The organism is Plantactinospora sp. WMMB334, from assembly GCF_049179095.1.
In the GTDB taxonomy this organism is placed as follows: Bacteria; Actinomycetota; Actinomycetes; order Mycobacteriales; family Micromonosporaceae; genus Plantactinospora.
In genome coordinates this window covers 846,634-873,422 of record NZ_JBMHME010000002.1, presented here as the reverse complement: position 1 = coordinate 873,422, position 26,789 = coordinate 846,634, and the positions used below count along the sequence as shown (strand labels likewise).

Annotated in this window: 23 protein-coding genes and 2 tRNA genes; 10 read left to right on the top strand and 15 right to left on the bottom strand. The window is 73.0% G+C overall.

Features of this window, described 5'->3' with window-relative positions:
- Window positions 1-7: 7 nt before the first annotated feature.
- Window positions 8-1,462 (bottom strand): 3-isopropylmalate dehydratase large subunit, encoded by a 1,455-nt coding sequence (leuC, locus tag ACN27G_RS03715; protein ID WP_421491375.1) that lies wholly within the window; start codon window positions 1,460-1,462, stop codon window positions 8-10.
- Window positions 1,463-1,511: 49 nt separating this feature from the next.
- On the opposite strand from leuC, the gene ACN27G_RS03710 reads away from it, so the two are divergent.
- Window positions 1,512-2,198 carry an IclR family transcriptional regulator gene (locus tag ACN27G_RS03710; protein ID WP_421491374.1) on the top strand — a complete coding sequence of 229 codons (687 nt, stop codon included), beginning with the start codon at window positions 1,512-1,514 and terminating at the stop codon, window positions 2,196-2,198.
- A 254-nt stretch (window positions 2,199-2,452) separates the two neighbouring features.
- Here ACN27G_RS03710 and ACN27G_RS03705 read toward each other — a convergent pair.
- From ACN27G_RS03705 to ACN27G_RS03695, 3 genes are all read right to left on the bottom strand, one after another.
- Window positions 2,453-2,525: transfer RNA gene (locus tag ACN27G_RS03705), tRNA-Glu, on the bottom strand.
- 84 nt (window positions 2,526-2,609) lie between these two features.
- Window positions 2,610-2,681: transfer RNA gene (locus tag ACN27G_RS03700), tRNA-Gln, on the bottom strand.
- 94 nt (window positions 2,682-2,775) lie between these two features.
- Window positions 2,776-3,579: a fumarylacetoacetate hydrolase family protein gene (locus ACN27G_RS03695; protein WP_421491373.1), complete on the bottom strand. Its 804-nt coding sequence runs from the start codon at window positions 3,577-3,579 to the stop codon at window positions 2,776-2,778.
- A gap of 147 nt (window positions 3,580-3,726) precedes the next feature.
- Here ACN27G_RS03695 and ACN27G_RS03690 point away from each other — a divergent pair, with 147 nt between their 5' ends.
- From ACN27G_RS03690 to ACN27G_RS03680, 3 genes are read left to right on the top strand one after another with little or no spacing between them, the layout of a single operon-like run.
- Window positions 3,727-5,535, top strand: a complete 1,809-nt coding sequence (locus tag ACN27G_RS03690) for a hypothetical protein (RefSeq protein ID WP_421491372.1) — start codon at window positions 3,727-3,729, stop codon at window positions 5,533-5,535.
- 30 nt (window positions 5,536-5,565) lie between these two features.
- Complete coding sequence (locus ACN27G_RS03685) at window positions 5,566-6,438, top strand: 3-methyladenine DNA glycosylase (protein ID WP_421491371.1); 873 nt, start codon at window positions 5,566-5,568, stop codon at window positions 6,436-6,438.
- Between the two features lie 47 nt (window positions 6,439-6,485).
- Window positions 6,486-7,523, top strand: a complete 1,038-nt coding sequence (locus ACN27G_RS03680; RefSeq protein ID WP_421491370.1) for an aminotransferase class V-fold PLP-dependent enzyme — start codon at window positions 6,486-6,488, stop codon at window positions 7,521-7,523.
- Between the two features lie 24 nt (window positions 7,524-7,547).
- Here the strand turns inward: ACN27G_RS03680 and arfB are convergent, their stop codons facing one another.
- The 5 genes from arfB to ACN27G_RS03655 all read right to left on the bottom strand — a co-directional run bounded on the left by arfB (window position 7,548) and on the right by ACN27G_RS03655 (window position 11,989).
- Window positions 7,548-7,970: an alternative ribosome rescue aminoacyl-tRNA hydrolase ArfB gene (gene arfB / locus ACN27G_RS03675; RefSeq protein WP_421491369.1), complete on the bottom strand. Its 423-nt coding sequence runs from the start codon at window positions 7,968-7,970 to the stop codon at window positions 7,548-7,550.
- Window positions 7,971-7,989: 19 nt separating this feature from the next.
- Window positions 7,990-8,865: a S1C family serine protease gene (locus ACN27G_RS03670; RefSeq protein ID WP_421491368.1), complete on the bottom strand. Its 876-nt coding sequence runs from the start codon at window positions 8,863-8,865 to the stop codon at window positions 7,990-7,992.
- Window positions 8,866-8,961: 96 nt separating this feature from the next.
- Window positions 8,962-9,921 carry a VWA domain-containing protein gene (locus ACN27G_RS03665; protein WP_421491367.1) on the bottom strand — a complete coding sequence of 320 codons (960 nt, stop codon included), beginning with the start codon at window positions 9,919-9,921 and terminating at the stop codon, window positions 8,962-8,964.
- Window positions 9,918-10,943 carry a DUF58 domain-containing protein gene (locus ACN27G_RS03660; protein WP_421491366.1) on the bottom strand — a complete coding sequence of 342 codons (1,026 nt, stop codon included), beginning with the start codon at window positions 10,941-10,943 and terminating at the stop codon, window positions 9,918-9,920. Before ACN27G_RS03660 ends, ACN27G_RS03665 begins: the two co-directional genes overlap by 4 nt.
- Entirely contained in the window at window positions 10,940-11,989 is a 1,050-nt protein-coding gene (locus ACN27G_RS03655; protein WP_421491365.1) for an AAA family ATPase, read from the bottom strand. Before ACN27G_RS03655 ends, ACN27G_RS03660 begins: the two co-directional genes overlap by 4 nt.
- Window positions 11,990-12,158: 169 nt before the next feature.
- Here ACN27G_RS03655 and ACN27G_RS03650 point away from each other — a divergent pair, with 169 nt between their 5' ends.
- On the top strand, window positions 12,159-13,310 hold the full coding sequence (locus ACN27G_RS03650) for a hypothetical protein (RefSeq protein WP_421491364.1): 1,152 nt from the start codon (window positions 12,159-12,161) through the stop codon (window positions 13,308-13,310).
- An 81-nt stretch (window positions 13,311-13,391) separates the two neighbouring features.
- A complete protein-coding gene (locus tag ACN27G_RS03645) occupies window positions 13,392-14,381 on the top strand; it encodes an endonuclease/exonuclease/phosphatase family protein (RefSeq protein WP_421497219.1) in 990 nt (329 codons plus the stop codon).
- Between the two features lie 101 nt (window positions 14,382-14,482).
- Here ACN27G_RS03645 and ACN27G_RS03640 read toward each other — a convergent pair whose 3' ends face one another.
- Together ACN27G_RS03640 and cimA are read right to left on the bottom strand one after the other, a co-directional pair.
- Entirely contained in the window at window positions 14,483-14,995 is a 513-nt protein-coding gene (locus ACN27G_RS03640; RefSeq protein ID WP_421491363.1) for a hypothetical protein, read from the bottom strand.
- A 531-nt stretch (window positions 14,996-15,526) separates the two neighbouring features.
- Complete coding sequence (cimA, locus tag ACN27G_RS03635; protein ID WP_421491362.1) at window positions 15,527-17,116, bottom strand: citramalate synthase; 1,590 nt, start codon at window positions 17,114-17,116, stop codon at window positions 15,527-15,529.
- A 322-nt stretch (window positions 17,117-17,438) separates the two neighbouring features.
- Here cimA and ACN27G_RS03630 point away from each other — a divergent pair, with 322 nt between their 5' ends.
- Together ACN27G_RS03630 and ACN27G_RS03625 are read left to right on the top strand one after the other, a co-directional pair.
- Window positions 17,439-17,915, top strand: coding sequence for a PRC-barrel domain containing protein (locus tag ACN27G_RS03630; RefSeq protein WP_421491361.1), 477 nt, complete (start codon window positions 17,439-17,441; stop codon window positions 17,913-17,915).
- 165 nt (window positions 17,916-18,080) lie between these two features.
- Window positions 18,081-18,812, top strand: a complete 732-nt coding sequence (locus tag ACN27G_RS03625; RefSeq protein ID WP_421497218.1) for a tyrosine-protein phosphatase — start codon at window positions 18,081-18,083, stop codon at window positions 18,810-18,812.
- A gap of 69 nt (window positions 18,813-18,881) precedes the next feature.
- Here the strand turns inward: ACN27G_RS03625 and ACN27G_RS03620 are convergent, their stop codons facing one another.
- The gene (locus ACN27G_RS03620; RefSeq protein ID WP_421491360.1) at window positions 18,882-19,979 is read right to left on the bottom strand and encodes a branched-chain amino acid aminotransferase; all 1,098 of its coding nucleotides are present in this window, start codon (window positions 19,977-19,979) and stop codon (window positions 18,882-18,884) included.
- A gap of 218 nt (window positions 19,980-20,197) precedes the next feature.
- A complete protein-coding gene (locus tag ACN27G_RS03615; RefSeq protein ID WP_421497217.1) occupies window positions 20,198-21,229 on the bottom strand; it encodes a 3-isopropylmalate dehydrogenase in 1,032 nt (343 codons plus the stop codon).
- A gap of 244 nt (window positions 21,230-21,473) precedes the next feature.
- Here ACN27G_RS03615 and ACN27G_RS03610 point away from each other — a divergent pair, with 244 nt between their 5' ends.
- Together ACN27G_RS03610 and ACN27G_RS03605 are read left to right on the top strand one after the other, a co-directional pair.
- The gene (locus ACN27G_RS03610) at window positions 21,474-22,319 is read left to right on the top strand and encodes an FAD:protein FMN transferase (RefSeq protein WP_421491359.1); all 846 of its coding nucleotides are present in this window, start codon (window positions 21,474-21,476) and stop codon (window positions 22,317-22,319) included.
- Between the two features lie 387 nt (window positions 22,320-22,706).
- Window positions 22,707-23,060, top strand: a complete 354-nt coding sequence (locus ACN27G_RS03605; protein WP_421491358.1) for a hypothetical protein — start codon at window positions 22,707-22,709, stop codon at window positions 23,058-23,060.
- Between the two features lie 250 nt (window positions 23,061-23,310).
- On the opposite strand, the gene serA is transcribed toward ACN27G_RS03605, so the two are convergent.
- Together serA and mpgS are read right to left on the bottom strand one after the other, a co-directional pair.
- Complete coding sequence (gene serA / locus ACN27G_RS03600; RefSeq protein ID WP_421491357.1) at window positions 23,311-24,915, bottom strand: phosphoglycerate dehydrogenase; 1,605 nt, start codon at window positions 24,913-24,915, stop codon at window positions 23,311-23,313.
- A 514-nt stretch (window positions 24,916-25,429) separates the two neighbouring features.
- The gene (gene mpgS, locus ACN27G_RS03595; RefSeq protein ID WP_421491356.1) at window positions 25,430-26,674 is read right to left on the bottom strand and encodes a mannosyl-3-phosphoglycerate synthase; all 1,245 of its coding nucleotides are present in this window, start codon (window positions 26,672-26,674) and stop codon (window positions 25,430-25,432) included.
- Between the last annotated feature and the right edge of the window lie 115 nt (window positions 26,675-26,789).

Below are 26,789 nucleotides of genomic sequence, written 5' to 3'. Positions count from 1 at the left end.
AGCCCCTTCACAGGTCGGCCGGCGCGGCCAGCCGGCCGACCACGGCGGTGGCGGCGGCGACCGGTGGCGAGACCAGGTGGGTGCGCCCGCCCCGGCCCTGCCGGCCCTCGAAGTTACGGTTGGATGTCGAGGCCGCGCGCTGGCCCGGCTTCAGGGTGTCCGGGTTCATGCCGAGACACATCGAGCAGCCGGCGAACCGCCATTCGGCACCGGCCGCGGTGAAGATCTGGTCCAGCCCTTCCTGCTCGGCCGCCTCGCGGACCGCCGCCGATCCGGGTACGACGAGCATCCGTACCCCGTCGGCGACCCGGTGCCCGCGCAGTACGTCGGCGGCGGCGCGCAGGTCCTCCAGCCGGCCGTTGGTGCACGAGCCGACGAAGACCACGTCCACCGGGACGTCCCGGAGCGGGGTGCCGGGCTTGAGGTCCATGTATTCCAGGGCCCGGCGGGCGGCGGTCTGCTCGGCGTCGGTGACGAACTCCTCCGGATCCGGCACGGCCGCGTCCAGCGCGGTGCCCTGCCCGGGGTTGGTGCCCCAGGTGACGAACGGGCTGATCCGGCTCGCGTCCAGCACCACCTCGCTGTCGAAGGTCGCACCCGAATCGGTCGGCAGGCTCCGCCAGTATTCGACGGCGGCGTCCCAGTCGGCGCCCTGCGGGGCGTTGGGCCGGTCCTTGAGGTAGGCGAAGGTGGTCTCGTCCGGCGCGATCATGCCGGCCTTGGCGCCCCACTCGATGGACATGTTGGCGATGGTCATCCGCCCCTCCATGGAGAGCCGGCTGATCGCCTCGCCCCGGTACTCGACGATGTGGCCGCGCCCGCCGCCGGTGCCGACCTGCGCGATCAGCGCCAGCACCAGATCCTTGGCGGTGACCCCGGGGCCCAGCTCGCCGATCACGGTCACCGCCATGGTCTTCGGGCGGATCTGCGGCAGGGTCTGCGTGGCGAGGACGTGCTCGACCTCGCTGGTCCCGATCCCGAAGGCCAGGGCGCCGAACGCGCCGTGGGTGGCGGTGTGCGAGTCGCCGCAGACGATCGTCAGGCCCGGCTGGGTCAGCCCGAGCTGGGGGCCGATCACGTGCACGATGCCCTGGTTGTCGTCGCCGAGCGGATGCAGCCGGAGGCCGAACTCGGCGCAGTTGCGGCGCAGCGTCTCGATCTGGGTCCGCGAGGTCGGATCGGCGATGGTGAGCAGGTCACCGCGCCGGGACCGGAACGACGGGTCGTCGTAACCGGTCGGGGTGTTGTGGTCCTCCGTCGCGAGTGTGAGATCGGGCCGGCGGACCTTGCGGTTCGCCATCCGCAGCCCGTCGAAGGCCTGCGGGCTGGTCACCTCGTGCAGCAGGTGCAGGTCGATATAGAGCAGATCCGGCTCACCGTCAGCGGATCGCACCACGTGAGCATCCCAGACCTTCTCGGCCAAGGTCCTCGGCGAGGACGGCTCTGGAGTGACTCCCACCATCTGGACATCCTAAATTCTGGGAGGTAGGTTTCGGCTTGTGGGACACAGTATGAGCGGTGTCGGCGTTCTCGACAAGGCGGTGGTCATCCTGGCCGCCTGCGTCGACGGCGCCAGCCTGGCCGAACTCGTCGATCGCACCAAGCTCCCCCGGGCCACGGCGCACCGCCTGGCCCAGGCCCTGGAGATCCATCGGATGCTGGTCCGGGACACCCAGGGACGGTGGCGCCCGGGGCCCAGGCTCGGCGAGCTGGCCAACGCGGCGCCCGACGTGCTACTCACCGCGGCCGAGCCACTGCTTTCCGCGCTGCGCGACGCGACCGGCGAGAGTGCCCAACTCTACCTGCGCCGGGCCGACGAGCGGATCTGCGTCGCCGCCGCCGAGCGGGCCAGCGGGCTGCGCGACACCGTGCCGGTCGGCTCGGTGCTCCCGATGACCGCCGGCTCCGCCGCGCAGATCCTGCTGGCCTGGGAGCCGCCGGAGGCGGTCATGCCGCTACTGCCCCGGTGCAAGTTCACCGGCCGCACCCTCGCCGAGGTACGCCGCCGGGGCTGGGCGCAGAGCGTGGCCGAGCGCGAGGTCGGGGTGGCGAGCGTCTCGTCGCCGATCCGCGACCGGACCGGTCGGGTGATCGCCGCGGTCAGCATCTCCGGGCCGATCGAGCGGCTCGGCCGCCGTCCCGGCGACCGGCACGCGATGGCCGTGGTCCGGGCCGGCCAACGCCTGAGCGGCCTGTAGCCCGGCCCCGTGCCCGGCGGCGCCGGCCGGGGGACACCGGACGCCGCCGTGGTTGCCGGGCGTGCCCGGCAACCACGCGAAGGGCTTCGAGGGCCAGCTCAGGGTTTCGGCGACCATGACCCGGGATGGTGTGCGATGCTCGACATCGGGAACCGGCCCGGCGCCCGTGGAACGGGAAACGGCCCGTGGAACGGGAAACGGCCCGTGGAACGGGAAACGGCCCGCACCACCGGAGTGACGCGGGCCGTCGATCGTAGCCCCGACCGGATTCGAACCGGCGCTACCGCCTTGAGAGGGCGGCGTCCTAGGCCGCTAGACGACGGGGCCAGGACTTTCCGTTGTTGACCTTGCGATCAACGCCGCTGAACTCTATCAGAGACCAGCTACCGGCGCCCTTGCGGGCTTCGGTTGCTGGGGTACCAGGACTCGAACCTAGACTAACTGAACCAGAATCAGTCGGGCTGCCAATTACCCCATACCCCATCGGTGCTCGTCGCACCGAAAGCGAACTTTACCGGACCCCTCGGTGGAGACCAAATCGGCCCGGCACCCGCCCGCCGCGGCCGCACGCCGGCCCTCAGTCGAGGGCCACCACCGGGTTCGACAGCTCGCCGATGCCGCCGACGCGCACGGTGACCGTATCCCCGTCGACGATCGGACTAACCCCGGCCGGAGTACCGGTCAGCACCACGTCACCCGGCAGCAGCGTCATCACGTGTGAGATATAGGACACCAGGGTCGGAACGTCGAAGACCATGTCACTGGTCCGGCCGAGCTGGCGTACCTCCATCTCGTCCGCCCCCCGGCCCACCTCGCAGCGGACCTCGACGTCGCCGACGTCGATCCCGGTCGCGATCCACGGGCCGAGCGGGCAGAACGAGTCGAAGCCCTTGGCCCGGGTCCACTGGCCGTCCGAACGCTGCAGGTCGCGCGCTGTCACGTCATTGGCACAGGTGTAGCCGAAAATGGCCCGGGCAGCGGTCGCCCGGTCGGCCCGGCGCGCGCCGGGCGGACCGATCACCACGGCCAGCTCCGCCTCGTGCTCGACCTGCTTCGACTGGGCCGGCAGCCGGATGGCGTCGCGGGGCCCGATCACCGAGGTGGAGGGCTTGAGGAAGAGCAGCGGCTCGGCCGGCACGTCGTTGCCGTGCTCGGCGGCGTGTTCGGCGTAGTTGCGGCCGACACAGACCACCTTGCTCGGCAGGATCGGCGAGAGCAACCGGACGTCCGCCAGGGCCCACCGGGCCGAGGTGAACCGGATCTCGCCGAACGGATGGCCCTCGACCTCGGCCACCGTCAACCCTTCGGGGCCGGCCGCCGGGTCGCCCTCGACCACGCCGAACGACATTCCCTTTGCATGAGCGAAACGAGCGATACGCACGCCGCCAATCTATCCCCCACCCCGGGGCGGGCCGGCGCCACCCGCGGCGCACGATACCGCAGCGCCGCGGCCACGGGCGGCGGTTCGGTCCTTCCCCACCGGCCCGCCACCCGACCGGCCTAGCGTCGGGGCGGGAGGACATTCGTGATGCCTGCATCGACCCGACTACGTGCGGCAGGGGCGGTGATCGCGGGTTGCCTGCTGGCCACCACCGCGCCCGGAGCCCTCGCCCAGGCGGCCACCCCGCCGGTCACCGTCGCGATGACCAGCTACGGCGACCCGGCGCCCCGGTACGACATCCGGGTGCGCAACGGCACCGACGGCATGGTGCGGACGACCGTGCGGCAGGAGCTGCCGCCCGGGGCCACCCCCTTCATGATCAGCCAGGGCGGTGCGGCCACCCCGCCCGGCACTCTGCCGGGCCAGGTCGGCACCGAGGTGGTCTGGCAGGTCCAGCTGGGCGCCCGCAGCCAGGCGCTGCTGAGCAGCACGCTCGCACCACCGGCGGCCGGGGCCGACGTCACCGCTCCGGCCTGCGCCTTCGTCGCGGGCGGCGCCGTGCCGTACGACTGCGCCACCACGACCTGGGTGCGTGGGAGGGGCGACTCGGTGCAGGCCGGTGCGGGGGCCGCGCCGCCCTGGTGGCGACGCGGCACGCTGCTTGGCACCGCCGTCGCGGCACTGGCACTGCTTCTCGCGGGTGGCGGTGCCCTCTGGTGGCGACGGCGACGGCGACGGCGGATCGCCGACCAGGTCAACGCGGCACCGCCGGGACGCACCGAGAAGCGGGCCGCCCGGCGTGCCGCGAAGCGGCGTGCGGCGCAGGAGCGCGCCGCCGAGCGGCAGGCCACCGCGGCGGCCCGGCGGGTCCGCAGGTCCGGAGGTCCGATCGCGCGTGCCCGGGCCCGGGTACGCGGCGACAACAAGATCCCGGCACCCGAGAGCGTACGCCGGGCCACCGGGCACCCCCGGACCGGCAGCGCGGCCGAGCCGGCTCCCGCCACGGCGGCCGAGCAGGTCCCCGAGGGGGGCGAGGGCCTGCTGCGCGACGGCGGTCTGGCCCGGACCGACGAAGCGGTCGAGCTGGCCCGGACCGACGAAGCGGTCGAGCTGGCCCGGACCGACGAAGCGGTCGAGCTGGCCCGGACCGACGAAGCGGTCGAGCTGGCCCGGACCGACGAAGCGGTCGAGCTGGCCCGGACCGACGAAGCGGTCGAGGACGGCCTGGTCGGCATCGCTGGCGGCGCCCGATACGTCGGCCGGGCGCCCATTCCACCCCGCTCCCCCGCGCCGGATCCCGACACACCGGCCGGCCCCGGGCCCGGGGCTGCCGAGGCAGCCGAGCCGCCGGAGCCGAGCGCCGAGGAACTCGCCCCGGTGGTGGGGCGGGCCCGGCCCGCACCGCATCCCGCCACCACCTATCGGCCACCGCGACGGCGTCCCCGGCCCCCGGCCTGGGCCGCGGTCGGCACCGCTGCCCTGCTCGCCGTGGCGCTCGCCGCCCTCACCGCGTGGACCGGCTCCAGCCAGGTGAGCGCGATCAACGGCGACCGGCAGCCGTCGAGCGGGGCGTGGGTGGGCAGCACCGTGGCCGGGCCGGTCGGCACCAGCCTGCGGGAGAGCGCCTTCGAGTTCACCGTCTACCGGCTGACCTGCCCGCCCGCGCCCGGCGGCTGCCAGGCGATCGTCGGAGTACGCAACCTGACCGACCGGAGCCAGGAGTGGCACGGCACGCTGCAGCGGGCGTACCTGCCGAACGGGGACTGGGTCGGGGCCGACGTGCCGGCGACGCAGATCGCCAACGCCGGCCGGGACCCGTTCGCCGACCCGGTCCCGGCCGGTGAGCGCGTGGTCACGCCGCTGGTCTTCGCCGCGACGGGCGGGGCGGCACCGACCCGGATCGAGCTGCGCAGCGCCGTCTTCTCGGCCGGGGTGAGCGTGGACGTGCCGCACTGACCCGCCCCGCCGCCGCCGTACCCTGGAGCGGTGACCGCCGCTCCCGCCCGTACCGCCGTGCTCGACGCGGCGCGGTGGCGGGCCCGGCGGCGGGCCCACGAGCGGCGGGTGGACGCCTGGCTGGCGCCGCACCTGGCCCGGCGCGGCACCGGCGAGCGGCACCCGGTGGAGGACTTCCTCTTCACCTACTACTCGCACCGCCCGGCGCAACTGCGACGCTGGCATCCGGGCGCGGGCGTCGTGCTGCGGGACGCCGACCCGGCCGAGTTCGGCCGGGACTACCGCGCCGACTCCGCCGGCCTCACCCTCGACACCGCAGCGGTACGGCACCGCCGCGGCGACTCCGTCGAGTGGATCCGCACCCTGCTGGCCCGCACGGCGAGCCGGCCCGGTCAGTTCGGCTGCTTCGGGATGCACGAGTGGGCGATGGTCTACCGGCAGACCCAGGCGGAGGTACGCCACGACGCCTGGCCGCTGCGCCTCTCTCCCGAGCAGACCGCCCGGGTGGTGGAGGGCAACCGCATCCGGTGCAGCCACTTCGACGCGTACCGCTTCTTCACCGCGCCGGCCCGGCCGCTGAACCTGCTCACCCCGAGCCGGGAGACCCAGCACGAGAACGAGCAGCCGGGGTGCCTGCACGCCAACATGGACCTCTACAGGTGGGCGTACAAACTCTCCCCGCTGGTGCCGAGCGAGCTGGTCGCCGACGCGTTCGCCCTGGCCCGGGAGATCCGCACCCTGGACATGCGGGCCAGTCCCTACGACCTGACCGCGCTCGGCCATCCGCCGGTGCGGGTGGAGACTCCCGAGGGCCGGGCCGAGTACGCCGCCGCACAGCGCGGCTTCGCGGAACGGGCCGCCCCGCTGCGGGCCCGGCTGCTGGCGGCAGCCGGAGACGGCTGACGGAAACCCGGAGGCGCCACCTCGCCGCCGGCGGATAGCCTGGCCCGGTGGATCTCGCCGGAGCGCAGCACCTGTGGCGGCCCGAGCCGGGGTGGCTGAACACCGCCAGCTACGGGCTCCCGCCGGATCCGGCCTGGGAGGCGGTGCAGGACGCCCTGGCACAGTGGCGGGCCGGGAGCACCTCCTGGGAGGGGTGGGACTCCGCCACCGGGCGGTCCCGGGCCGCCTTCGCCGAGCTGGTCGGCGTGCCGGTGGCGGACGTGACCGTCGGCGCTACCGTCTCCCAACTGCTCGCCCCGGTCGGGGCGGCGCTGCCCTCCCGAGCCACCGTGCTGGCGCCGGAGGTGGAGTTCACCTCCAACCTCTTCCCCTGGCTGGTGCACGCCGAGCGCGGGGTGCGGGTCCGGACCGTCCCGCTGGACGGGCTCGTCGACGCGATCGACGCCGGCACCGACCTCGTCGCGTTCAGCCTGGTGCAGTCGGCGGACGGCACCATCGCCCGGTACGACGACATTCTCGCCGCCGCGCGGGCGCACGACGCGCTGGTGGTGGTCGACGCCACCCAGGGCTGCGGCTGGCTGCCGTTCGACGCGGGCCGGGCCGACGTGGTGGCGGTCGGCGCGTACAAGTGGCTGATGGCGCCGCGCGGCGCCACCTTCGGCTACCTGAGCCCCCGGATCCGCGACCGGTTCACCCCGCTGGCCGCGAACTGGTACGCCGGCTCCGACCCGCACGCCTCCTACTACGGGCCGCCGCTACGCCTCGCCGACGACGCCCGCCGGTTCGACATCTCCCCCGCCTGGTTCTGTTTCGTCGGGGCCGCCCCGGCCATGGAGCTGCTCGCCGAGGTGGGACTGCCGGCGATCCGGGAGCACAACGTCCGGTTGGCGAACCGGTTCCTGACCGGCCTGGGCCGGCCGCCCGGGGAGAGCGCGATCGTCACCGTCGACGTGCCGGGCGCGGCGGAGAAGCTGGCGGCGGCCGGCGTGCGGGCGGCGGTCCGGGCCGGACGGGTACGCGCCTCGTTCCACCTCTACTCCACCGAACACGACGTCGACCTGGCGCTCACCGCGCTGTCGGCTTGACGGGGTGGCGGCAGCGGGCGCCGGTCATTCCTGGTCGCGGCGCCGCGTCTGTTTGAGCTGTCCCCGGCGCTTCTTCGCGGAGAGGCGCCGTTCCTTCGCCGCCCGGCTCGGTCTGGTCGCCCGCCTCGGCGGCGCGGGTGGCGCGACCGCGTCGGCCAGCAGGGCGACCAGCCGGGCCTGGGCCGCCTCCCGGTTGCGCAGTTGGGCGCGGTGCTCCGACGCCGAGATCGTCAGTACCCCGTCGGAGAGGCGCCCGGCCAGCCGCTCCACCGCCCGGGCCCGGAGCCGCTCCGGCAGCGCCGACGAGCGGGCCACGTCGAAGGAGAGTTCGGCCCGGGAGTCGGTGGTGTTCACGCCCTGCCCGCCCGGCCCGCTGGACCGGGAGAACCGCCAGTGCAGTTCCGTCTCCGGGATGACGAGTCCGGGTCGGATGGTCAGGGATGCCATGTCCTCAACCGTACGGGCATCAGCCGCCCTTGCCGATGATGGTGTCCGCGGTCTGCTGCGCCTGTTCGATCGGGATGGCGAAGCCGATCCCGATCGAACCGTTGCCGTCGATGGTGGCGATCGCGGTGTTCACCCCGACCACCTCGCCACGGGCGTTGACAAGTGGACCACCCGAGTTGCCCGGGTTGATCGAGGCGTCGGTCTGTACCGCGCTGTGCCGGTTCTCGCCGAGCTTCACCTGGCGGTCCAGCGCGCTGACGATCCCGGCGGTGACCGTGCCGGAGAGCCCCAGCGGCGAGCCGACCGCGAGCACCGGCTCGCCCACCCGGGTGGCACCGGGCCTGGCCAGCGGCAGCGCCGTCAGGCCGGCCGACGGCGGCACCCGGAGCACCGCGATGTCGCTGCTCGCGTCGCGGCCGACCACCCGGGCCGGATACTGCCGGCCGTCCGAGGTCTCCACCAGCACCGCGCCGCCGGGATCCCCGCCACCGCCCCGGGCCACGATGTGGTCGTTGGTGACGATGTGCTGGAGGTCGTCGAGGGCGAACCCGGAACCGCCGGCGGACCTGCCGTCCCCGGCCACCATCACCGAGACCACCCCGGGCACGACCTGGGCGGCGGCGGCCACCAGGTCGGCCGGCACGGCGGCCTGCGCCGCGTTGCCCCGCTCGGCGGACGTCTCCTGGCTGGCCACCCAGCCGCCGGCGAGGCCGCCGGAGCCGATGGAGAGCGCCACCACCGCCAGCGCGGCGAGCAGCGCCCGCCGCCGCCGGCTCGCCCGGTCGGCCGCGAGCACCTCACCGGGTACGCCCGGAACCCCGCGCCCGTCCGGTTCGAGGTCCGGCGAGACGAACCATGGGCCGCGCGGTTCGCCGAGCCCGGTCTGGGTTGCCATAGCTCACTCCTCGTCACTCCGTCGTCGGGGTCGGATCGGGCGGTTCCGGGGTCAGGTCGGTGCCGGCCGGGCGGCGGGCCGGGTGGGCAGTGCCGCCTACGGCAGTCGGGAGAACCAGGCCATCGAGCCGCCGGCCGCCGCCATGGCCAGCAGCAGGCCGATGCCGATGAACCGGGCGGAGACGTCCTGCTGCTCCGTCCGGTAGCCGACGGAGGTGCCGATGTCCTCGTACACGGCGCGCAGTTCGTCGCTGGTGCCCGCCTCGTGGTAGCCGCCCCTGGTCTGCTCGGCGACCGCCCGCAGGGTCTGGCCGTCGACCGGCACCCGGATCGGCCGGCCACCCCGGGCCACGTAGCCGGAGGCGGTGCCGAACGAGATGGTGTGCACCGGCACACCGACCTGCACCGCCTCGTCCGCCGCCGCGAGCGGATCCCGCCCGGAGGTGTTCGCCCCGTCGGAGAGCAGCACGATCCTGGCCGGTGGTGGATTCTTCGCGGCCTGCGCGTCGGAGGTCCTGATCGCCTCCAGCGAGGTGCCGATCGCCTCGCCGATGGCGGTGCCCTGCACGCCGGTGCTGCCCTCGGCGAGCCGCCTGATCCCGGAGTGCAGCACCGCGCGGTCGGTGCCCGGCGGCACCAGCACCGCCGCGCTGCCGGCGAAGGCGACAAGCCCGACGTTGAACTCGTCCGGGAGCGTCTCGGCGAACCGGTGCGCCGCCGACTTCGCCGCCGCCAGCCGGTCCGGCTCGACGTCGGTGGCGAGCATCGAGGTGGAGACGTCCACCGCGACCATCACGGTGGCCCGTTCCCGGGGAACCCGGACCTCCGCCTCCGGCCGGGCGAAGCCGACGACCAGCAGCGCCAGCATGGCCAGGAAGAGCCCGGCCGGGACGTGCCGGCGCCAGGAGGGCCGGTCCGGCGCCACCCGGTCCAGCAGGCGGAGGTTGGTGAAGCGTACGGCGTAGCGGCTGCGGCGGCGCTGGAGCAGCACGTACCAGACGCCCAGCCCGAGCACGCCGAGCAGCAGCAGGAGCCGCTCCGGAGACTGCCACGTCATGCCGCGCCTCCTCCCCGTAGCGCCGGAACGGGCGGGCGGGCCGCACCGGCCAGCCGCCGCTGGGTGTGTACGTGCCGGACGATCTCGGTGACCCAGTCCCGGTCGGTGCGCAGCGGCAGGTGCGCCGCGCCGGCCCGGCGGAGCGACCGCCGGATCAGCTCCCGCTGGTCGGCCGCCGCGGCGGCGAACCGATCCCGGAGCCGGCGGTCCGATGTGGAGATCTCGCGGCGCCGGCCGGTCTCCGGGTCGATGACGGTGAGCAGGCCGACGTCCGGCAGCTCCAGTTCGCGCGGGTCGACCACCTCGACCGCGAGCACCTGGTGGCGTACGGCGAGTCGCCGCATCGCCCGCTCCCAGGCCGGGGTGCCGGTCTCGCCGTCCGGCAGCCCGTCGAGGAAGTCGGAGACGACGACCGCCAGCCCTCGGCCGGAGCTTGCCCGGTGCAGCGTGGTCACCGCGTCGGCCAGCGACGGGGATCCGGCCACCGGCAGGTCACCGCGTGGCGCCGCGAGAAGTCTGGTGAGCAGGTTCAGCAGGTGGGCCCGGCCGGTCCGGGCCGGTAGCCGGCGGATCCCGACGGCGTCGAGCAGGTGCGCGCCGAGCCGGTTGCCGACCCCGGCGGTGAGGAAGCCGACCGCCGCGACCGCCGCCACCGCCAGTTCCCGCTTCTCCAGCTCGGCGGTGCCGAAGTCCATGCTGGGGGTGGAGTCGACAAGCAGCCAGGTGGTGAGTTCCCGGTCGGCGTCGACCTCGCGGACGTGTGGCAGGGTGGTCCGGGCGGTGACCGCCCAGTCCATCCGGCGTACCTCGTCCTCGCCGGGCCGGTATTCCCGGGCGCCGCTGAACTCGCTGCCCGGTCCCGGCAGCAGGCCGAGGTGCTGGCCGTGCAGCAGCCCGTCGAGCCGGCGGGTGACGGCGAGTTCCAGCCGGCGCAGCCGGTGCTCGGGCACGAGTTGGCGCAGCGTGGGCTCGGACCCGCCCGGGAGGGATCCGGCGCCGCCGTTCCGGCCGGGCCGGTTCACGCGACCGCCATACCGGGCCGGTGTTCCTGCCGGGACGGCGCGATCCTGGGCGGCGGGACGGCCTCGACGAGCCGCCGTACCACCGACTCGGCGGGCACCCCGTCGGCGATGGCGTCGAAGGAGAGCACCAACCGGTGGGCGATCACGTCGGAGGCGAGTTCGCGCACGTCGTCGGGGAGCACGTAGTCCCGGCCGCGCAGCAGGGCCTGGGCGCGGGCGGCGGCGACCAGCCCGAGGGTGGCCCGGGGACTCGCACCGTACGCGAGCAGCGGCGCCACCTCCGGCACCCCGAACCGGGCGGGATTCCGGGTGGCCAGGATCAGCCGTACGACGTACTCGGCGAGCGCGTGGTGCACGAAGACCCGGCCGGCCCGGTCCTGCAGGGCGCGCAGCCGCTGCGGGTCGAGCACGGCGCGCGCGGTCGGCCGTTCCGCGCTCATCCGGTAGAGGATGGCCAGCTCGTCGACGTCCGTCGGATAGTCGACCAGGACCTTCAGCAGGAACCGGTCCCGCTGCGCCTCCGGAAGCTGATACACCCCCTCCGACTCGATCGGGTTCTGCGTCGCCAGCACCAGAAACGGCACCGGCACCGGATAACTCCGCCCCCCGATCGACACCTGCCGCTCCGCCATCGCCTCCAACAACGCCGACTGCACCTTCGCCGGCGCCCGGTTGATCTCGTCGGCCAACACCAGGTTCGCCATCACCGGCCCCAGCTCCACATCGAAACTCTCCGCCGACGCCCGGTAGATCCGGGTACCCACGATGTCCGACGGCACCAGGTCCGGCGTGAACTGGATCCGGGAGAAGCTCCCACCCACCGCCGTCGCCAGGGTCTGCGCCGCCAGGGTCTTCGCCACCCCCGGCACCCCCTCCAGCAGGCAGTGCCCGTCGGCCAGCAACGCGGTGAAGAGCCGCTCCACCAACCTGTCCTGCCCGACGATCACCCGCTTGACCTGGAAGAGCGCCTGCTCCAGCTCGGGGCCGACCGAAGCCGTCTCGACCGGACTGGGGCGGGTGGCCACGGTGTCTGACATGTCCGTCACGGTGCGGGCTTCCCGGACAGCGCCGCCGGCAAACCCTGGGCGCCCCGATGTCGTGACGATTTCCGCCCGGAGAACAACAGGGGTTGCCGGACATCACTCCGGTACCAATAGGATCGGTGCCACGCAAACCGGTCGATGAAGCCGGGACGAGACGAATCCGGGAGGCACCGTGTCGCTGGGACGCCGGGGGACGCGCCTACTGGCGGCGCTCCTGCTGCCGGCGGTCTCGGCGGTGGCCCTCGCGACACCCGCGCTCGCCGCGCCCGACCAGGGTCCCCCGCCGAGCTACGCCGGGTTCCGGCTGGTGAAGGCGATCCCCGGCGAGTCGGGCACGCCCGAGATCACCCTGCCCGCCGGCTACGAGCTCGTTCCCGGCGCCGCGCACCAGGTGGCCAGCCGGGCGGAGTACTACTCCTTCATCCGGGGGCCGCGCCGCGAGGCGGTGACGGTCACCGTCGACTGGCCCGGGAGTTGGATCGGCTCGGTGGTCGCCACCGACACCCGCCTGCCGGTACGCCGGCACCCGGGTGCGCCGTACCGGATCAGCTTCGACGTCCCGGTGACCTGGCCCTCGGCAAACGCCAACCAGGCGACCCTGCAGGTCTGGAGCATCCTGAGCCCCTCCACCGCCAGCGGGCTGCACTGGCGGATCGAGCACAACGACCCGGACCGGATGGCCGGGCCGTGGAGCGGCGACGGGTGGCCGGCGGCCCAGGCCGCCTCCGTGATCAACTACATGGTCGCCGGCGAGGCCGTGCTACGGGACTCCGGGCTGGTCGCCGAGGCCCGCCGCAGGGGGCACTTCTTCTCGCTGATGGGCTTCGAGACCAACAACGTGCTGCACCCGGACAACCCGCCGCACTGGCACCTCGCCTACTACCCCGGCGCCAGCCGCGGCGCGCCCCGCGCGCACGTGCCGCACTTCTGGGTCGACGCGCGGGGCAGGACCTTCTACAACGGGATGGACGTCCAGGGTCAGGGTCGCAGCCGCTACCACGCCGGTGACCCGGCGCGGATCCACGACCTCGACGGCAACCTGGTCGTCACCCTCACCATCCGGGCCGACGGCGGGCTCGACATCGACCCGCCGGCCGGGCCCCGTTACTCGATCACCGCCCCGGACGGCGACTTCTCGCATCAGGTCGACGTCGCCCGGGACGGCGTGCCGTGGCGCTCGGTCGTCAGCCGGGACCACGTGAAGATCGGCGTACTGGTCATCCAGGTGAAGGAGCACGGGACGGTGCGGCCGCACCGGACGACGGTCCACCGGTACGACGCGCTGACCGGGGTGCTCACCAGCACCTGGCCCACCCCGGGCTGAACACCCGCACGGCTTCTTCACCGGCCCCGCACACCCGGCGGCTAACGTGCCGGCATGAGTGTGGATCTCGATCGGGAGCCGGTGTCCGGGGCCCGGTCCCGGGGGCACCGCCGGGCGCTGCTGACCGGCCTCTGCTGGGCGCTTGTCGTACCGGCGTTCTGCTGGGCGTCGATCCGGGTCGCCGGGGTGGAGCGGGGGCCGCTGGTGCAACTGCTGGCATTCACTCCGTACGTGGCGGCCGGGAGCCTGGTCCCGCTCGGCGTGGCCCTGGCCGTCCGGCGCTGGGCGGCGGCGGGCGCCGCCGCGACCGCCGTGGCCGTCCTGGTGGCACTGGTCCTGCCCCGCGCCCTGCCGGATCCACGACCGGCCGCGGGCGGGACGGCGTTGCGGGTGCTGACCGCCAACCTGCTCGCCGGGACGGCCGACCCGGCCCCGCTGGTCGGCCTGGTCCGGGCCTCGACGGTCGACGTGCTCGCGTTGCAGGAGTTCACTCCGGCGGCCGAGCGGTCGCTGGACCGGCTCGGCCTGGCCGAGCTGCTGCCGCACCGGCAGGTCAACCCGGAGGTGGGGACGACCGGGTCCGCGCTCTACTCCCGGCATCCGCTCCGGGACGCCGGGACCCGCCGCAACTCCGGCGGCTTCTCCCAGGCGTACGCGACGGTCCTGCCACCGGCCGGGCCGGCGGTGCTGGTGGAGTCGGCACATCCGATGGCTCCCGCCAGCCTGGACTGGCTGGCGGAGTGGCGGGCGGACCTGCGGGCGCAGCCACCGGCCACTCCGGAGGGAGCGCTGCGGATCCTGGCCGGCGACTTCAACGCCACCCTCGACCACTCCCCGCTGCGCGATCTGCTGGCGACCGGGTACGTCGACGCCGCCGACGCGGTCGGGGCCGGCCTGGCCGGCACCTGGGGGCCGTACGACGGGGACCCGATCCCGCCGGTCACCATCGACCATGTCCTGCTGGACCGGCGGATCGCCGTGGATCGGGTCGCGGTGTGGGGGTTGCCGGGCTCCGACCACCGTGCCGTGCTGGCCGAACTGACCCTGCCGGCGCCCCGCCCCGGCGGGTGATCCGGCTGCCGCCGATCAGGGATCGGGCGGGCGGGCCACCGGACGCCGCCGGCCTCCGTGTCTGTTCGGGAAGACACGGAGGCCGGCGGGCACCGGGGGTATCAGGGAAGGAACACTCCGAGGTGGAAGCTCCGGTTGGCCGGCTGGTTGGAGGCGTTCCAGGTCTGCACGAAGACGCCCTGCGCCAGGTTGGTCCGGCCGACCACGGAGATCAGGCCCGAGGGTGAGGTGCCGACGCTGCCGGTCAGCCCGATGGTGCCCACGAACGCCCCGTTGTTCACCGGCACGTCGAAGACCACCTGGTAGAGGCCGAGACCCAGCGAGGTCGCCGAGACGGCCTGGCTGCCCCGGATCAGGCCGCCGTTGGCGCTGACCACGGCGAAGAGCTGCGCGCTCGACGCCTGGATGCCCACGCCGTCCCTCAGGGCGGCCTTCGCCAGGTCGATGTCGGCCTGGGTGACCGGTGGCTGCTCCACCATCTTGCCGGCGACCCGGACCGCGTCGGGATCGGTGCCGGGGGTCGGCTTGGCGACAGCGACACCGCCGCCGAGCAGGGTCAGCGCGAGCGCTCCCACGGCGAGCAGGACCGTCTTGCGTCCAAAGATTCTGGCCATGACGTCATCTCTTTCTTTTGCCCAGGATGGTGATGGTCTTACGACGGTGGGAGTCGGTCAGATCTGGTGCCGACCTGCCGTCCCGGTACGCCCGCGTCCTCCGACCCGCAACCGGAAATGGCGTCGCCCAACAATCACGAAGGACACCCCCCAGTCATGGATCAGGCGAGGAACGCGGCCTGCATCAGCCTTTGACGCACGATTGTTTCGCTCGTTGAACGCCCGATCGCGTCGTTCATTGCCCCGCGCTCACCAGCATCAACTACTTAGAGTGGCCACTCAACAACCATGAGCGAAGATAGCATTCAGCAAAGGAGCAGGTCAATAGCGGTTTCACCCGTACGCGTGCCGGAACGTGCTCACCAACGATCGGTCACCGGGCACGAAAATGCGAAGTGACATTACGTACCGCCCTCGCAATTCACGTTCTATTTCCGCCGCGTACGGAAAGCGCGGAGGCACGGAAAAGGGGCGGCCCCGCCCGCGGGTGTGTCACCGCGGGCGGGGCCGCCCCGCACGAACGCCGTCGCCTCAGACCTCGGCCGGAGTACGCGTGACGCCGTAGGTCAGCGCGTCGACCAGGGCGTGCCAGCTCGCCTCCACCACGTTCGGATGCACGCCCACCGTGGTCCAGTCCCCGCCGCCGCTGTCCGTCGTCTCCACCAGCACCCGGGTGACCGCGCCGGTGCCGTGGCTGCCCTCCAGGATCCGCACCTTGTAGTCGGCGAGCTCGAAGCCGCGCAGCTCCGGATAGTGCCGCAGCAACGCCACCCGCAGCGCCTCGTCCAGGGCGTTGATCGGACCGTTCCCCTCCGCCGTGGCGATCACCCGCTCGCCGCGTACCCGGAGCTTCACCGTGGCCTCGGAGACGACCGCGCCGTCCTCGCGGTGCTCGACCAGCACCCGGTACGACTCCAGCGCGAACGGCCGGGGTGCGCTCATCCCGGGCAGCTCGGCGCGGACCAGCAGCTCGAACGAGGCGTCCGCGGCCTCGAAGGACCAGCCGCCGGCCTCCATCTCCTTGACCCGCTTGGTGACCCGCGCGGCGGCGTCGGGATGGTCGGCCAGGTCCAGCCCGAGCTCGCGACTCTTCAGCTCGATGCTGGCCCGGCCGGCCATCTCCGTCACCAGGATCCGCATGTCGTTCCCGACCACGGCCGGGTCCACATGGTTGTAGAGCAGCGGATCCACCTTGATCGCACTCGCGTGCAGCCCCGCCTTGTGGGCGAAGGCGGCGGCCCCGACGTAGGCCTGGTGGGTGTCGGGGGCGATATTGGCGATCTCCGCGATGGCGTGCGAGACGCGCACCATCTGTCCGAGACACCCGTCCGGTAGGACCGGCATCCCGAGCTTGAGTTGCAGGTTGGCGACCACGGCGAAGAGGTCGGCGTTGCCCGGCCGCTCGCCGTAGCCGTTGGCGGTACCCTGGAAGTGCCGCACCCCGGCCTCGACCGCGGCGATGGTGTTCGCCACCGCGCAGCCGGTGTCGTTCTGGGTGTGGATGCCGAGCCGGGCCGGGGAGATCCCGAGCCGCTCGGTCAGCGCGCCGATCGCCGCCGTCACCTGGGACGGCAGCATCCCGCCGTTGGTGTCGCACATCACCACGACCTCGGCGCCGGCTTCGAGGGCGGTCTCCACCACCGCCGACGTGTACGCCGGGTCGTGCCGGAAGCCGTCGAAGAAGTGCTCACAGTCGAGGAAGGCCCGCCGCCCCTGCGCGACCAGGTGCGCCACGCTGTCCCGGACCATCGCCAGGTTCTCCGCCGGGGTGGTCCGCAGCGCCCGCTCGACGTGCCGGATGTCGGACTTCGCGACCAGGCAGACCGCCGGGGTCTCCGCGTCGAGCAGCGCCCGCAGCTGCGGGTCGGCGTCGACCGCGACCCCCGCCTTGCGGGTGGAGCCGAACGCCACGAGTACGGCGTGCCTGAGCTCCAGTTCCGTGCGGGCCCGACGGAAGAATTCGGTGTCCTTCGGCATCGCACCCGGCCAGCCGCCCTCGATGAAGCCGACGCCGAACTCGTCGAGCAGCCGGGCCACCGCCAGCTTGTCGACGACCGAGTAGCTGATCCCCTCCCGCTGGGCGCCGTCGCGCAGCGTCGTGTCGAACACCTGGTACGTCATCTGATCTCCTTCGTCAAGGGCGCGGCCCCTGCTCCCGTCTCCTGGCCCGACAAACAAAATGACCCCCCGCGAATGCGGGAGGTCTGCGCGCTCGGCGGGGAGGATGCCGGCGCGCTAGCTGCCAATAATGAGGGCGGAGCAGGTCACGGAACGTACTCTGCCACGATCACAAGGATGTGGGAGAAGAATTCCACATCGCGGGATCACCCCCTCCGGTGGGTGCCGGGGCCACCGTCGCCAGGTGTAGGGATCGACCACCGTGGGTACAGACCCAGCCGACAGCGGAGAACGTCGAGACAGTCGAGAAGAGGAGTGATAGCCAGTGGACAGGCTCGATCCTCAGACGACCCCGCAGCAGCAGACGCCGGATCCCCTGATCCATGGCGGCGGTGGAGCCGTCGCGGGCGGCACGCCCTCGGGCGAGTTCGACCCGTGGCGCTACCGGGACGACGCCGGGGTGACCGGCGCCGACCTGGTGGGCTACAAGGTGGAGGCGACCGACGGCGGCATCGGCAAGATCGATGGCGCCAGTCACGAGGTCAACGCCAGCTACCTGGTGGTCGACACCGGCCCGTGGATCTTCGGCAAGAAGGTCATGTTGCCGGCCGGCGTGGTGAACCACGTCGACCACGACAGCCAGAAGGTGTACGTCGACCGGAGCAAGGACCAGATCAAGGCCGCTCCGGAGTTCGACGACACCGGCCACGAGGACCCGGCCTACCGGGAGAAGCTCGGTAGCTACTACGGCGGCACGTACGGCTCGTCGGGCTGGACGGTTCCGCCGGGCCGCGCCATGTGACGCGCGACCCGCAGTCGACTGGCCGGCAGGGCTTCCCGCCCCGCCGGCCAGCGGCGTCTCCGGGCCCGGTCAGGCGTCTCCGGGGCCGGTCAGGATGAGCCCCGTCCACCATGCGAAGCGGTGGGCGGACGCCTTTCTCGCACCCACTACGGTGGGCGTGTGGATCTGACTTCGGCTCGTACGACGGCCTTCGAGACGCTCTTCAACTTCCGGGACGTCGGTGGCGTCCCCGGGCTCGACGGCCGGCCGGTCCGCCGTCAGCGGCTCTACCGGTCCGACTCGCCGCACCGGATCGACGGTGCCGACCGCGAGGCGTTCGGGGCGCTCGGCATCCGCACCGTGATCGACCTGCGCCGGCCCTCCGAGGTGCACCTGCACGGCCGGGTCCCGGCCTATGACGGACTGGTCTACCAGCACATCCATCCGGAGCACGCCCTCTGGGAGGAGTCGGCGTACTCCGAGGACCTCGGCATGGCCCGTTACCTCGCCGACCGCTACCGCGACCTCGCCACCACCGGTGCCGCCGGGCTGGTCGCCGCGATCGAGGTGGTCGCCGACGCCGAGGCCGCCCCGGTGCTGGTGCACTGCGTGGCCGGCAAGGACCGGACCGGCGTGGTCTGCGCGCTGACCCTGTCGCTGCTCGGCGTCGCCGACTCCGACATCGCCGAGGACTACGCCCGGAGCACCGCCGCCTCGGCCCGGTTCAGCGAGTGGCTGGCCAGCAGCATGCCGGAGGCGGCGCCGCTGCCGGCGCCGTTCCTGGGTTCGCCGGCCGAGGCGATGATCCTCTTCCTCGGCGAGCTGCGTGACCGGCACGGATCGGTGCCGGACTATCTGATCGGCGCCGGCCTGGCCCCGGAGCGGATCGACGCCCTCCGGGGCCACCTGCTGGATTAGCGACCGCCGCGCCGGCCCGGGTTGGCTACCGTCGCACCGGCCCGGATCGGCTTACCGCCGTGCCGGCGCTCAGCCGATCCGCTGGATCCAGCCGTCGGGGCCCTCGGCCCGGCCCCGCTGGATGTCGACAAGGGTCTGCCGGAGCCGCATGGTGACCTCCCCCGGACTGCCGTCGGCGATCCGGAACTCGCCGTCGGGGTGGCGCACCTGCCCGATCGGGGTGATCACCGCGGCCGTGCCGCAGGCGAAGACCTCCCGCAGCCGGCCACTGGCGGCGTCGGCCCGCCACTCGTCGAAGGCCACCGGCCGCTCCAGGACGGTGCCGCCGGACTGCCGGATCAGCGTGATCAGCGCGTCCCGGGTGATGCCGCGCAGGATGGTGCCGCCGAGCGGCGGGGTGACCAGGGTGCCGTCGTCGTAGACGAAGAAGATGTTCATGCCGCCGAGTTCGTCGACGTACCGGCGCTGGACGGCGTCGAGGAAGACCACCTGGTCGCAGCCGTGGTCGGTCGCCTCCGCCAGGGCCACCAGGGAGGCGGCGTAGTTGCCGCCGAACTTGGCCTCGCCGGTGCCGCCGGGCGCGGCGCGGGTGTAGGTGGGCGAGACCCAGACGTCGACCGGCTGCACGCCACGGGCGAAGTAGGAGCCGACCGGCGACGCGATCACGACGTAGAGGTATTCGTTGGAGGGGCGGACCCCGAGGAAGACCTCGTTGGCGAACATGAACGGCCGCAGGTAGAGGCTGCCCTCCTCCGACATCGGCAGCCAGGCCCGGTCGATCTCCACCAAATGCCGCAGCGAGTCCAGGAAGACCATCTCCGGCAGCTCGGGCATGGCCATCCGGCGGGCCGACTCGTTGAACCGGGCCGCGTTGGCGTCCGGCCGGAACATCGTCACCGAGCCGTCCACGGCGGCGTACGCCTTCAGCCCTTCGAAGATCTCCTGGGCGTAGTGCAGCACCGCGCTCGCCGGGTCCATCGGGATCGGTGTTCGCGCCTCGACCCGGGCGTCGTACCAGCCCTTGCCCTCGGCGTACCGGATCGTGACCATGTGGTCGGTGAAGATCCGACCGAATCCCGGGTTGGCCATCAGCGCCGCGCGCTCGGCGGCGGCTACCGGCTGAGGATTCGGACGGATCTCGAAGTCGAGCTTGTCACCACCGCTCATCGTGCTGACCTCCAGGAAGTGGGCCGGCGCCCGGGCACGGGCGGGCCGGGATGGGAGTCGTGCCTGAAAACCTACCCGAACGGTCGTTAAAATCTCGACCCTCCGGTCGACCGGCGAGCCGCACCACCCGCACTTCCCCCGAAAACGGCGTCCGCCGCCGGGGATCGCCCGGGACGCCCGATACGGCGATCGATCAGGACGCCGCGTGCGGGGATCGATCAGGACGCCGCGTGCGCGGCGAGCCGGTCTCCGATGTCGGCGGTGCGCCGCGGCGAGCCCGAGGTGCGGGCGGCCAGCTCGGCGGCGACCGCCTCGGTTACCCGGCGGGCCGCCTCGGGGTGGCCGAGGTGGTCCAGGAGCAGCGCGGTGGAGAGCACCGCAGCGGCCGGATCCGCCACGCCCTGGCCGGCGATGTCCGGCGCCGAACCGTGCACCGGCTCGAACATCGACGGGTACGCCCGCTCGGGGTTGATGCTGCCGCTGGCGGCCAGCCCGATCCCGCCGGTGACCGCGGCGGCGATGTCGGTCAGGATGTCCCCGAAGAGGTTGTCGGTGACCACCACGTCGTACCGCTGGGGCTGGGTGACCAGGAACATCGCGGCGGCGTCGACGTGCTGGTACTCCGTCTCGATCTCCGGGTGCCCGGCGGCGACCGCGGCGAAGGTCCGGGCCCAGAGCGAGCCGGCGTGGGTCAGCACGTTGGTCTTGTGCACCAGGGTGACCTTGCGGCGCTCGCGGCGCCCCGCCCGGGCGAAGGCGTCCCGGATCACCCGCTCGACGCCGTGCCGGGTGTTCAGGCTCTCCTCGGTGGCGATCTCGGCCGGGCTGTCGCGGTGCAGCGTGCCGCCGGCACCGGCGTAGAGGCCCTCGGTGCCCTCCCGGACGACCACCAGGTCGATCTCGTTCGGCTTGACGCTTGCCAGCGGGCCGCTGGTGCCGGGCCAGAGCCGGGACGGCCGGAGGTTGACGTACTGGTCGAACTCGAAACGGAGCTTGAGCAGCAGGCCCCGCTCCAGCACGCCGGGCGGCACCGTGGGATCGCCGACCGCCCCGAGCAGGATCGCGTCGTGCGTGGCCAACTCGGCGAGGACCGAGTCGGGCAGCACCTCACCGGTCCGGTGGTAACGTGCGGCGCCAAGGTCGTATTCGGTGGCCTCGACTCCGGGCAGCACGGCGTCGAGCACCTTGCGGGCCTGCGCGACCACCTCCGGCCCGATCCCGTCGCCGGCCACCACCGCGATCCGCGCCACCGCCACGTCCCCAGCTCCCTTGCCTCCGTCGTGTCTAAGGAACGTTAAGGGACCGTCCCGGCTCCCGGTACGCCGCTCCCAGCATATGGACAACGAACTGCACAGGAGCTTCTCAGCGGGCACTCATGCTCCCACCATCTTCGCTGCCTACGGTGAGCGCGGAGGCCCCGGGCGGGGTGGGATGTCCCGGGGCGGAATCCAGACGCGATCCAGGGGGCGGAACGTGCGGATCCAGGGGACGAACATGCGAATCCCGGGAAGCGGCCGGGGACGGGGCCAGCGTAGCCGGAGCCTGCCGCCGACCCCCGCCACGGGCCGGGGACGGCCCGACCTGCGGCTCGGCGCGGGCCAGCGCAACGTCCGGCCGGGCGGGGTGCTGACCGACCGGGTGGTCGCCCGGCACACCGTACAGACCTCGATCGCCGAATACACGCTGGTGCTGAACGGGATCGGCGCCACCGGCTGGCGCGAGGTCGGCAACGCCCTCCGGGACGCCGTCGCCGAACTGCGGGCGATCGACCTCACCTACAGCCCGGTCCGGCCGGCCAGCCTGGTCTCCCGGCTGCGCCGGGGCGAGATCTCCGCGGACGCCTACCCGCCGCTCGCCGACATCGTCGCCCGGTGCGCCGCGATGCGCGCCGCCACGGACGGCTGGTTCGACGCCTGGGCGGTCCCCGGCGGCTTCGACCCCGGCGGGCTGCTGGTGGGCTGGGCGGTGGAGCGGGCCGCCGCGCGGCTGCGCGCCGCCGGCATCGAGGACTACGCGGTGATCAGCGGCGCCGACCTGACGGTACGCGGCCACGCGCCGCACGGCGGCCCCTGGCGGATCGCGGTGCACCACCCGACCCGGGCCGACCGGCAGCCGACCATGCTGGAGATGACCTCGGGCGCGATCGGCACCTCCGGGGTGGCTGGCCGGCGCGACCACGTCGTCGACCCGCACACCGGCCAGCCCGCCGACAAACTGGTCGCGGCCACGGTCATCGGCCCGGACCTCTCGATCGCCGACGGCTACGCCACCGCCCTCTTCGCCGCCGGCAGACCCGGCCTCGCCTGGTTCCCCACCCCCGACGGCTACGAAGCCCTGTAAGGAAGGGCCCCCGCTTATCGCTTTCTGTTGTAGCGGGGGCCCTTCCTAACACCTCAACGGGGGGCATGCCGCGCAGCCGTGAACGCGATCGGCCCCCGCGATCTCGGCAACGATCGCGGGGGCCGATCAGCGACGAGTGCGCGTGGCTCGCGCACACGGGGGTGCTGGCTACCCGGCCGGCGCGACGCCTCATCACCCGAAGACGAGTCCACGCCCAGGAACTCGCCGGGTATCCGCGTCAATACGCTATCGACCGCATGCAAGTCCCCGCAAGAGTCGCCCGTCCGCGTGTCGGCGGCCCATGTTGCGACGCTGCCCCGCGCAAGTGGCACCCTGTACGCCCATGAGTGCTGATCTGTCAACCGACGCGGCGTACGGGAGTCCGGCGTGAGCTTCGATCTGATCGTGTGGGCGCTCGCGCCGGACGCCGCCGCCGAAGACGTACGCGCGGCCCACGGCCGGTGCCGGCAGGGCCACCATACCGAGGGCCGACCGGCGCCACGGATATCGTCGTTCTACCGGGCGATCACCGCGGGATATCCGGACCGGCCGGGGCCGGACACGCCGTGGGCGGTGACTCCCCTGCACGTCGCCACCGACCACGTCGAGATGAACCTGACCGAGTCCTGTGCGGACGAGGTGCTCCTCGACATCGAACGGCTGGCCGCGGAACACGGCCTGATGCTGCTCGACCCACAGGACGGCTCGGTCTATCCGCCGCCGACCAGGGTGAGCGGCTGACCGGAACGGGGCGGTGCAGGGACGACCGCCCCGTTCCGGTCACCGGAGGGCTACCGCCGGTCGGCCACCGCCGGTCGGCCACCGCCGGTCGGCCACCGCCGGTCGGCCACCGCCGGTCGGCCACCGCCGGTCAGCCACCGCCGGTCAGCCACCGCCGGTCAGCCACCGCCGGTCAGCCACCGCCGGTCGGCCACCGCCGGTGGGCCACCGCCGGTCAGCTACCGCCGGTCAGCTAACCGCCACGCCGCCGTCACGCCTCGTCGTCGCGCAGGTCCGCGGCGCTCGCCGCGACCGCACCGATCGAGTCGGCCGCCGAGCTGAGCAGCTCCGCCGCGGTCGCCGAGTCGACCGTCAGGGTCATCAGCGCCTCGCCGCCGGCCTCCCGCCGGGCCACCTGCATCGCCGCGATGTTGACACCCGCCTCGCCGAGGATCGAACCGATGGCGCCGACCACGCCCGGCCGGTCGCCGTAGCGGAAGAAGAGCAGGATCCCGTCCGCGCCGAGCTCCAGGTCGAAGCCGTCCACTTCGGTCAGCTTGAGCACGTCGCGGGTGCCGGTGTGCAGGGCGGTGCCGGAGACCGACACGGTACGCCCGTCCGGCAGCGCACCGCGCACGGTCACCAGGTTCGGGTGGTCGATGGTCTCCACGTGCGTGGTCAGCGCCACCGTGACGCCCCGGTCGGCGGCGAGCAGCGGCGCGTTGACGTAGCTCACCTGCTCCTCCACGATGGAGGTGAAGAGGCCCTTGGTGGCGGCCAGTTTCAACACCGAGACGTCGTGCGAGACGATCTCGCCGCGTACCTCGACGGTCACGCTGGCGGCGACGCCGCCGGCCACCGCGGTGAAGACCTTGCCCAGCTTCTCGGCGAGCGGCAGCAGCGGCCGGACGTCCTCGGCGACGACGCCGCCGGTCTGCACGTTCACCGCGTCCGGCACGAACTCGCCCTGCAGGGCGAGCTTCACGCTGCGGGCCACCGCGAGGCCGGCCTTGTCCTGCGCCTCGGCGGTCGAGGCACCCAGGTGCGGGGTGGCCACCACGTTGTCGAAGGCGAAGAGCGGCGAGGCGGTGCAGGGCTCCTTGGCGTAGACGTCGATGCCGGCACCGCCGACCCGGCCCTCGGCGATCGCGTCGGCCAGGGCCTGCTCGTCGATCAGCCCGCCCCGGGCGGCGTTCACGATCCGGACGCCGGGCTTGACCATGGCGAGCTCCTTCTCGCCGAGCAGGCCGACCGTCTCCGGGGTCTTCGGCAGGTGGATGGAGATGAAGTCGCTCTCCCGGAGCAGTTCCTCCAGCCCCACCAGGCGTACGCCGAGCTGCGCCGCCCGGGCCGGCTGCACGTACGGGTCGTACGCGATCATCCGGGTGCCGAACGCCGCGATGCGCTGCGCGAAGAGCACGCCGATCCGGCCCAGCCCGACCACGCCGACGGTCTTGCCCTGGATCTCCACGCCGGTGTACTTGGACCGCTTCCACTCCCCCGCCTTCAGCGCGGCGCTGGCGCTGGCGGTGTTCCGGGCGACCGCCAGCAGCAGCGCGACCGCCTGCTCGGCGGCGGAGACGATGTTGGAGGTCGGCGCGTTGACGACCATTACGCCCCGGGCGGTCGCCGCCGCCACCTCGACGTTGTCGAGCCCGACGCCCGCCCGGGCGACCACCCTGAGCCGGGGCGCTGCGGCGATGGCCTCGGCATCGATCTGGGTGGCGCTGCGTACGATGACCGCGTCGGCCTCGGCGAGTGCGCTGAGCAGGGCCGGGCGGTCGGTACCGTCGACGTGGCGTACGTCGAAGTCGTGCGCGAGCACATCGATGGCGGCGGGAGCGAGCTCTTCAGCGATCAGTACGACGGGAGTCATTGGTCCTCGTATGTGTCGTCAGGGCGAGGTCTGTGGCCACGTGGGCGCCGCACTGCGTCCCGCGCTTGCGCCAAACGGGTGCGTCAGCGACGTGCGGGCCAACGGGACGACGGCCGCACGGTGCGGAGCACCTTCCTGCCGATCGTAGGCGTCCTGCTGCGCACCGTGCGGGGTGGATGCGCGTGAGTGCCCTCACAAGCCTTCCCCACCTGCGCACCGGCGCGGAAACCCGACAGATCCGGTCCCGCACGGCCACCGGCCCGCTCCCGCACGGCCACCGGCCCGCTCCCGCACGGCCACCGGCCCGCTCCCGCACGGCCACCGGCCCGGTCCCGCACGGCCACCGGCCCGCTCCCGCGGCGACACCGGCCGGCGCCGCCGGGCGGCCACACCCGGCACACCCCGGCCGACGCCCCGACGTGCGCCTCGGCCGACGGACCCTGCGCCGCAGCGTGCCCGCCCCGACCGACGGACCCCGGCGCCGAGGCGTGCCCGCCCCCGGCCGGCGGAGCGGTCAGCCCGAGACGGCCACGTGGTGCTCGGGCCACTCGGGGTGCGACCTGGGCTGGGCGACAAGCGAGCGGGTGCCGAGCTGGCGGAAGGTGCCCGCCTCCGACTCCAGCACGTCGCGGAGCAGGTCCAGCGCGAGCGAGCCGACCGGCGGGTAGATCCGCTCCCGGGGCGGCTCCTCGCCGGGGGCGAGCGCCTGCTGGGCGACCATGAAGTCGAGGATCGCCTGGCGGACCGGGGGCAGCGAGACCGGCGAGTGGTAGAGCACGTTCAGCGCCTGCATCCGCATGCCCTGCACGTGGTCCTCGCCCTTGTTGTCGTGGAAGTGCGGGTTGCGGGTCTCGATCTGGAGCACCGGGACGGAACTCGTCATCACCTCTGGATGCGCGGTGTCGAGCAACCCGCCGAACTGCTCGAAGAGCTCCACGAACTCGAACGGCTCGACGGCGAAGCCACCGGCCAGCCGCATCCGCAGCCCGAGGTCGAGGCTGAGGGCGTGTTCGCCGGCATTGCCGGTGGCGATCACTTCGGTCCCGAAGCCGGAGTATTCGGCCACCAGCCGGTTGAGGAACTCGTTGGTGATCTCGGAACTCCGGCCGCGCCGGCTGAAGAAGAGCCGGCCGTCCCGGAGTTTCGGCTTCGAGTGCCAGGAGATCCGGACCATCGCGTACGGATTGGCGGCCAGGTGCAGGCCGGCGGCGTACACCTTGACGTACTCGTGCACGGCACCCGGCACATAGTTGTCAGCGTCGATATAGCCGAGGTATTTCCGGCCGGTCAGCGCGGCGACGGCCATGCCGATCAGCATCGCCTCGCCCTTGCCGGCCCGGACCAGCCCGGCGTCGTCGATCAGCTCGGGCATGCCGGCGGCCTTGAACGCGGCGGCCAGTCCCGGGTCCCGCTGGTGCACCATCACCGCCGGCCGCTCGGTCACCCGGCAGTGCTGCTCCAGGGTCTGCGCCTCCATCTCGTAGCGATCGACCGGATGTCGGGCGCTGTTCGAGACCAACACGATCAGGCAGTCGTGCGGTATCCCCGAGAGCACGCCTTCGATTACTCTGCGTGTCTCATTCATGCAGGGAATGACTATCACCATCTGCCGCTCGATCGCGCGCATCGCCGCCTGCGAGACGATCCCCTCGCTGGTGGACCCCGTGGCGTCTCCCGAGTCCAGCTGTAGGACACGCTGAAGTTCGTGGATGCGAACGGCGCCGAAACGCTCGGTGCGGTGCGATTGCTCCAGACGCATGCGGCGACAGTACCCGAGCGGACGCATTAACGGCGCGTAACCGCCGGCCATTTCCTGACCACGATCCCGGACGCACCGATTGGACGTGGAATGGCAATGATCCGGTAACGCGCCG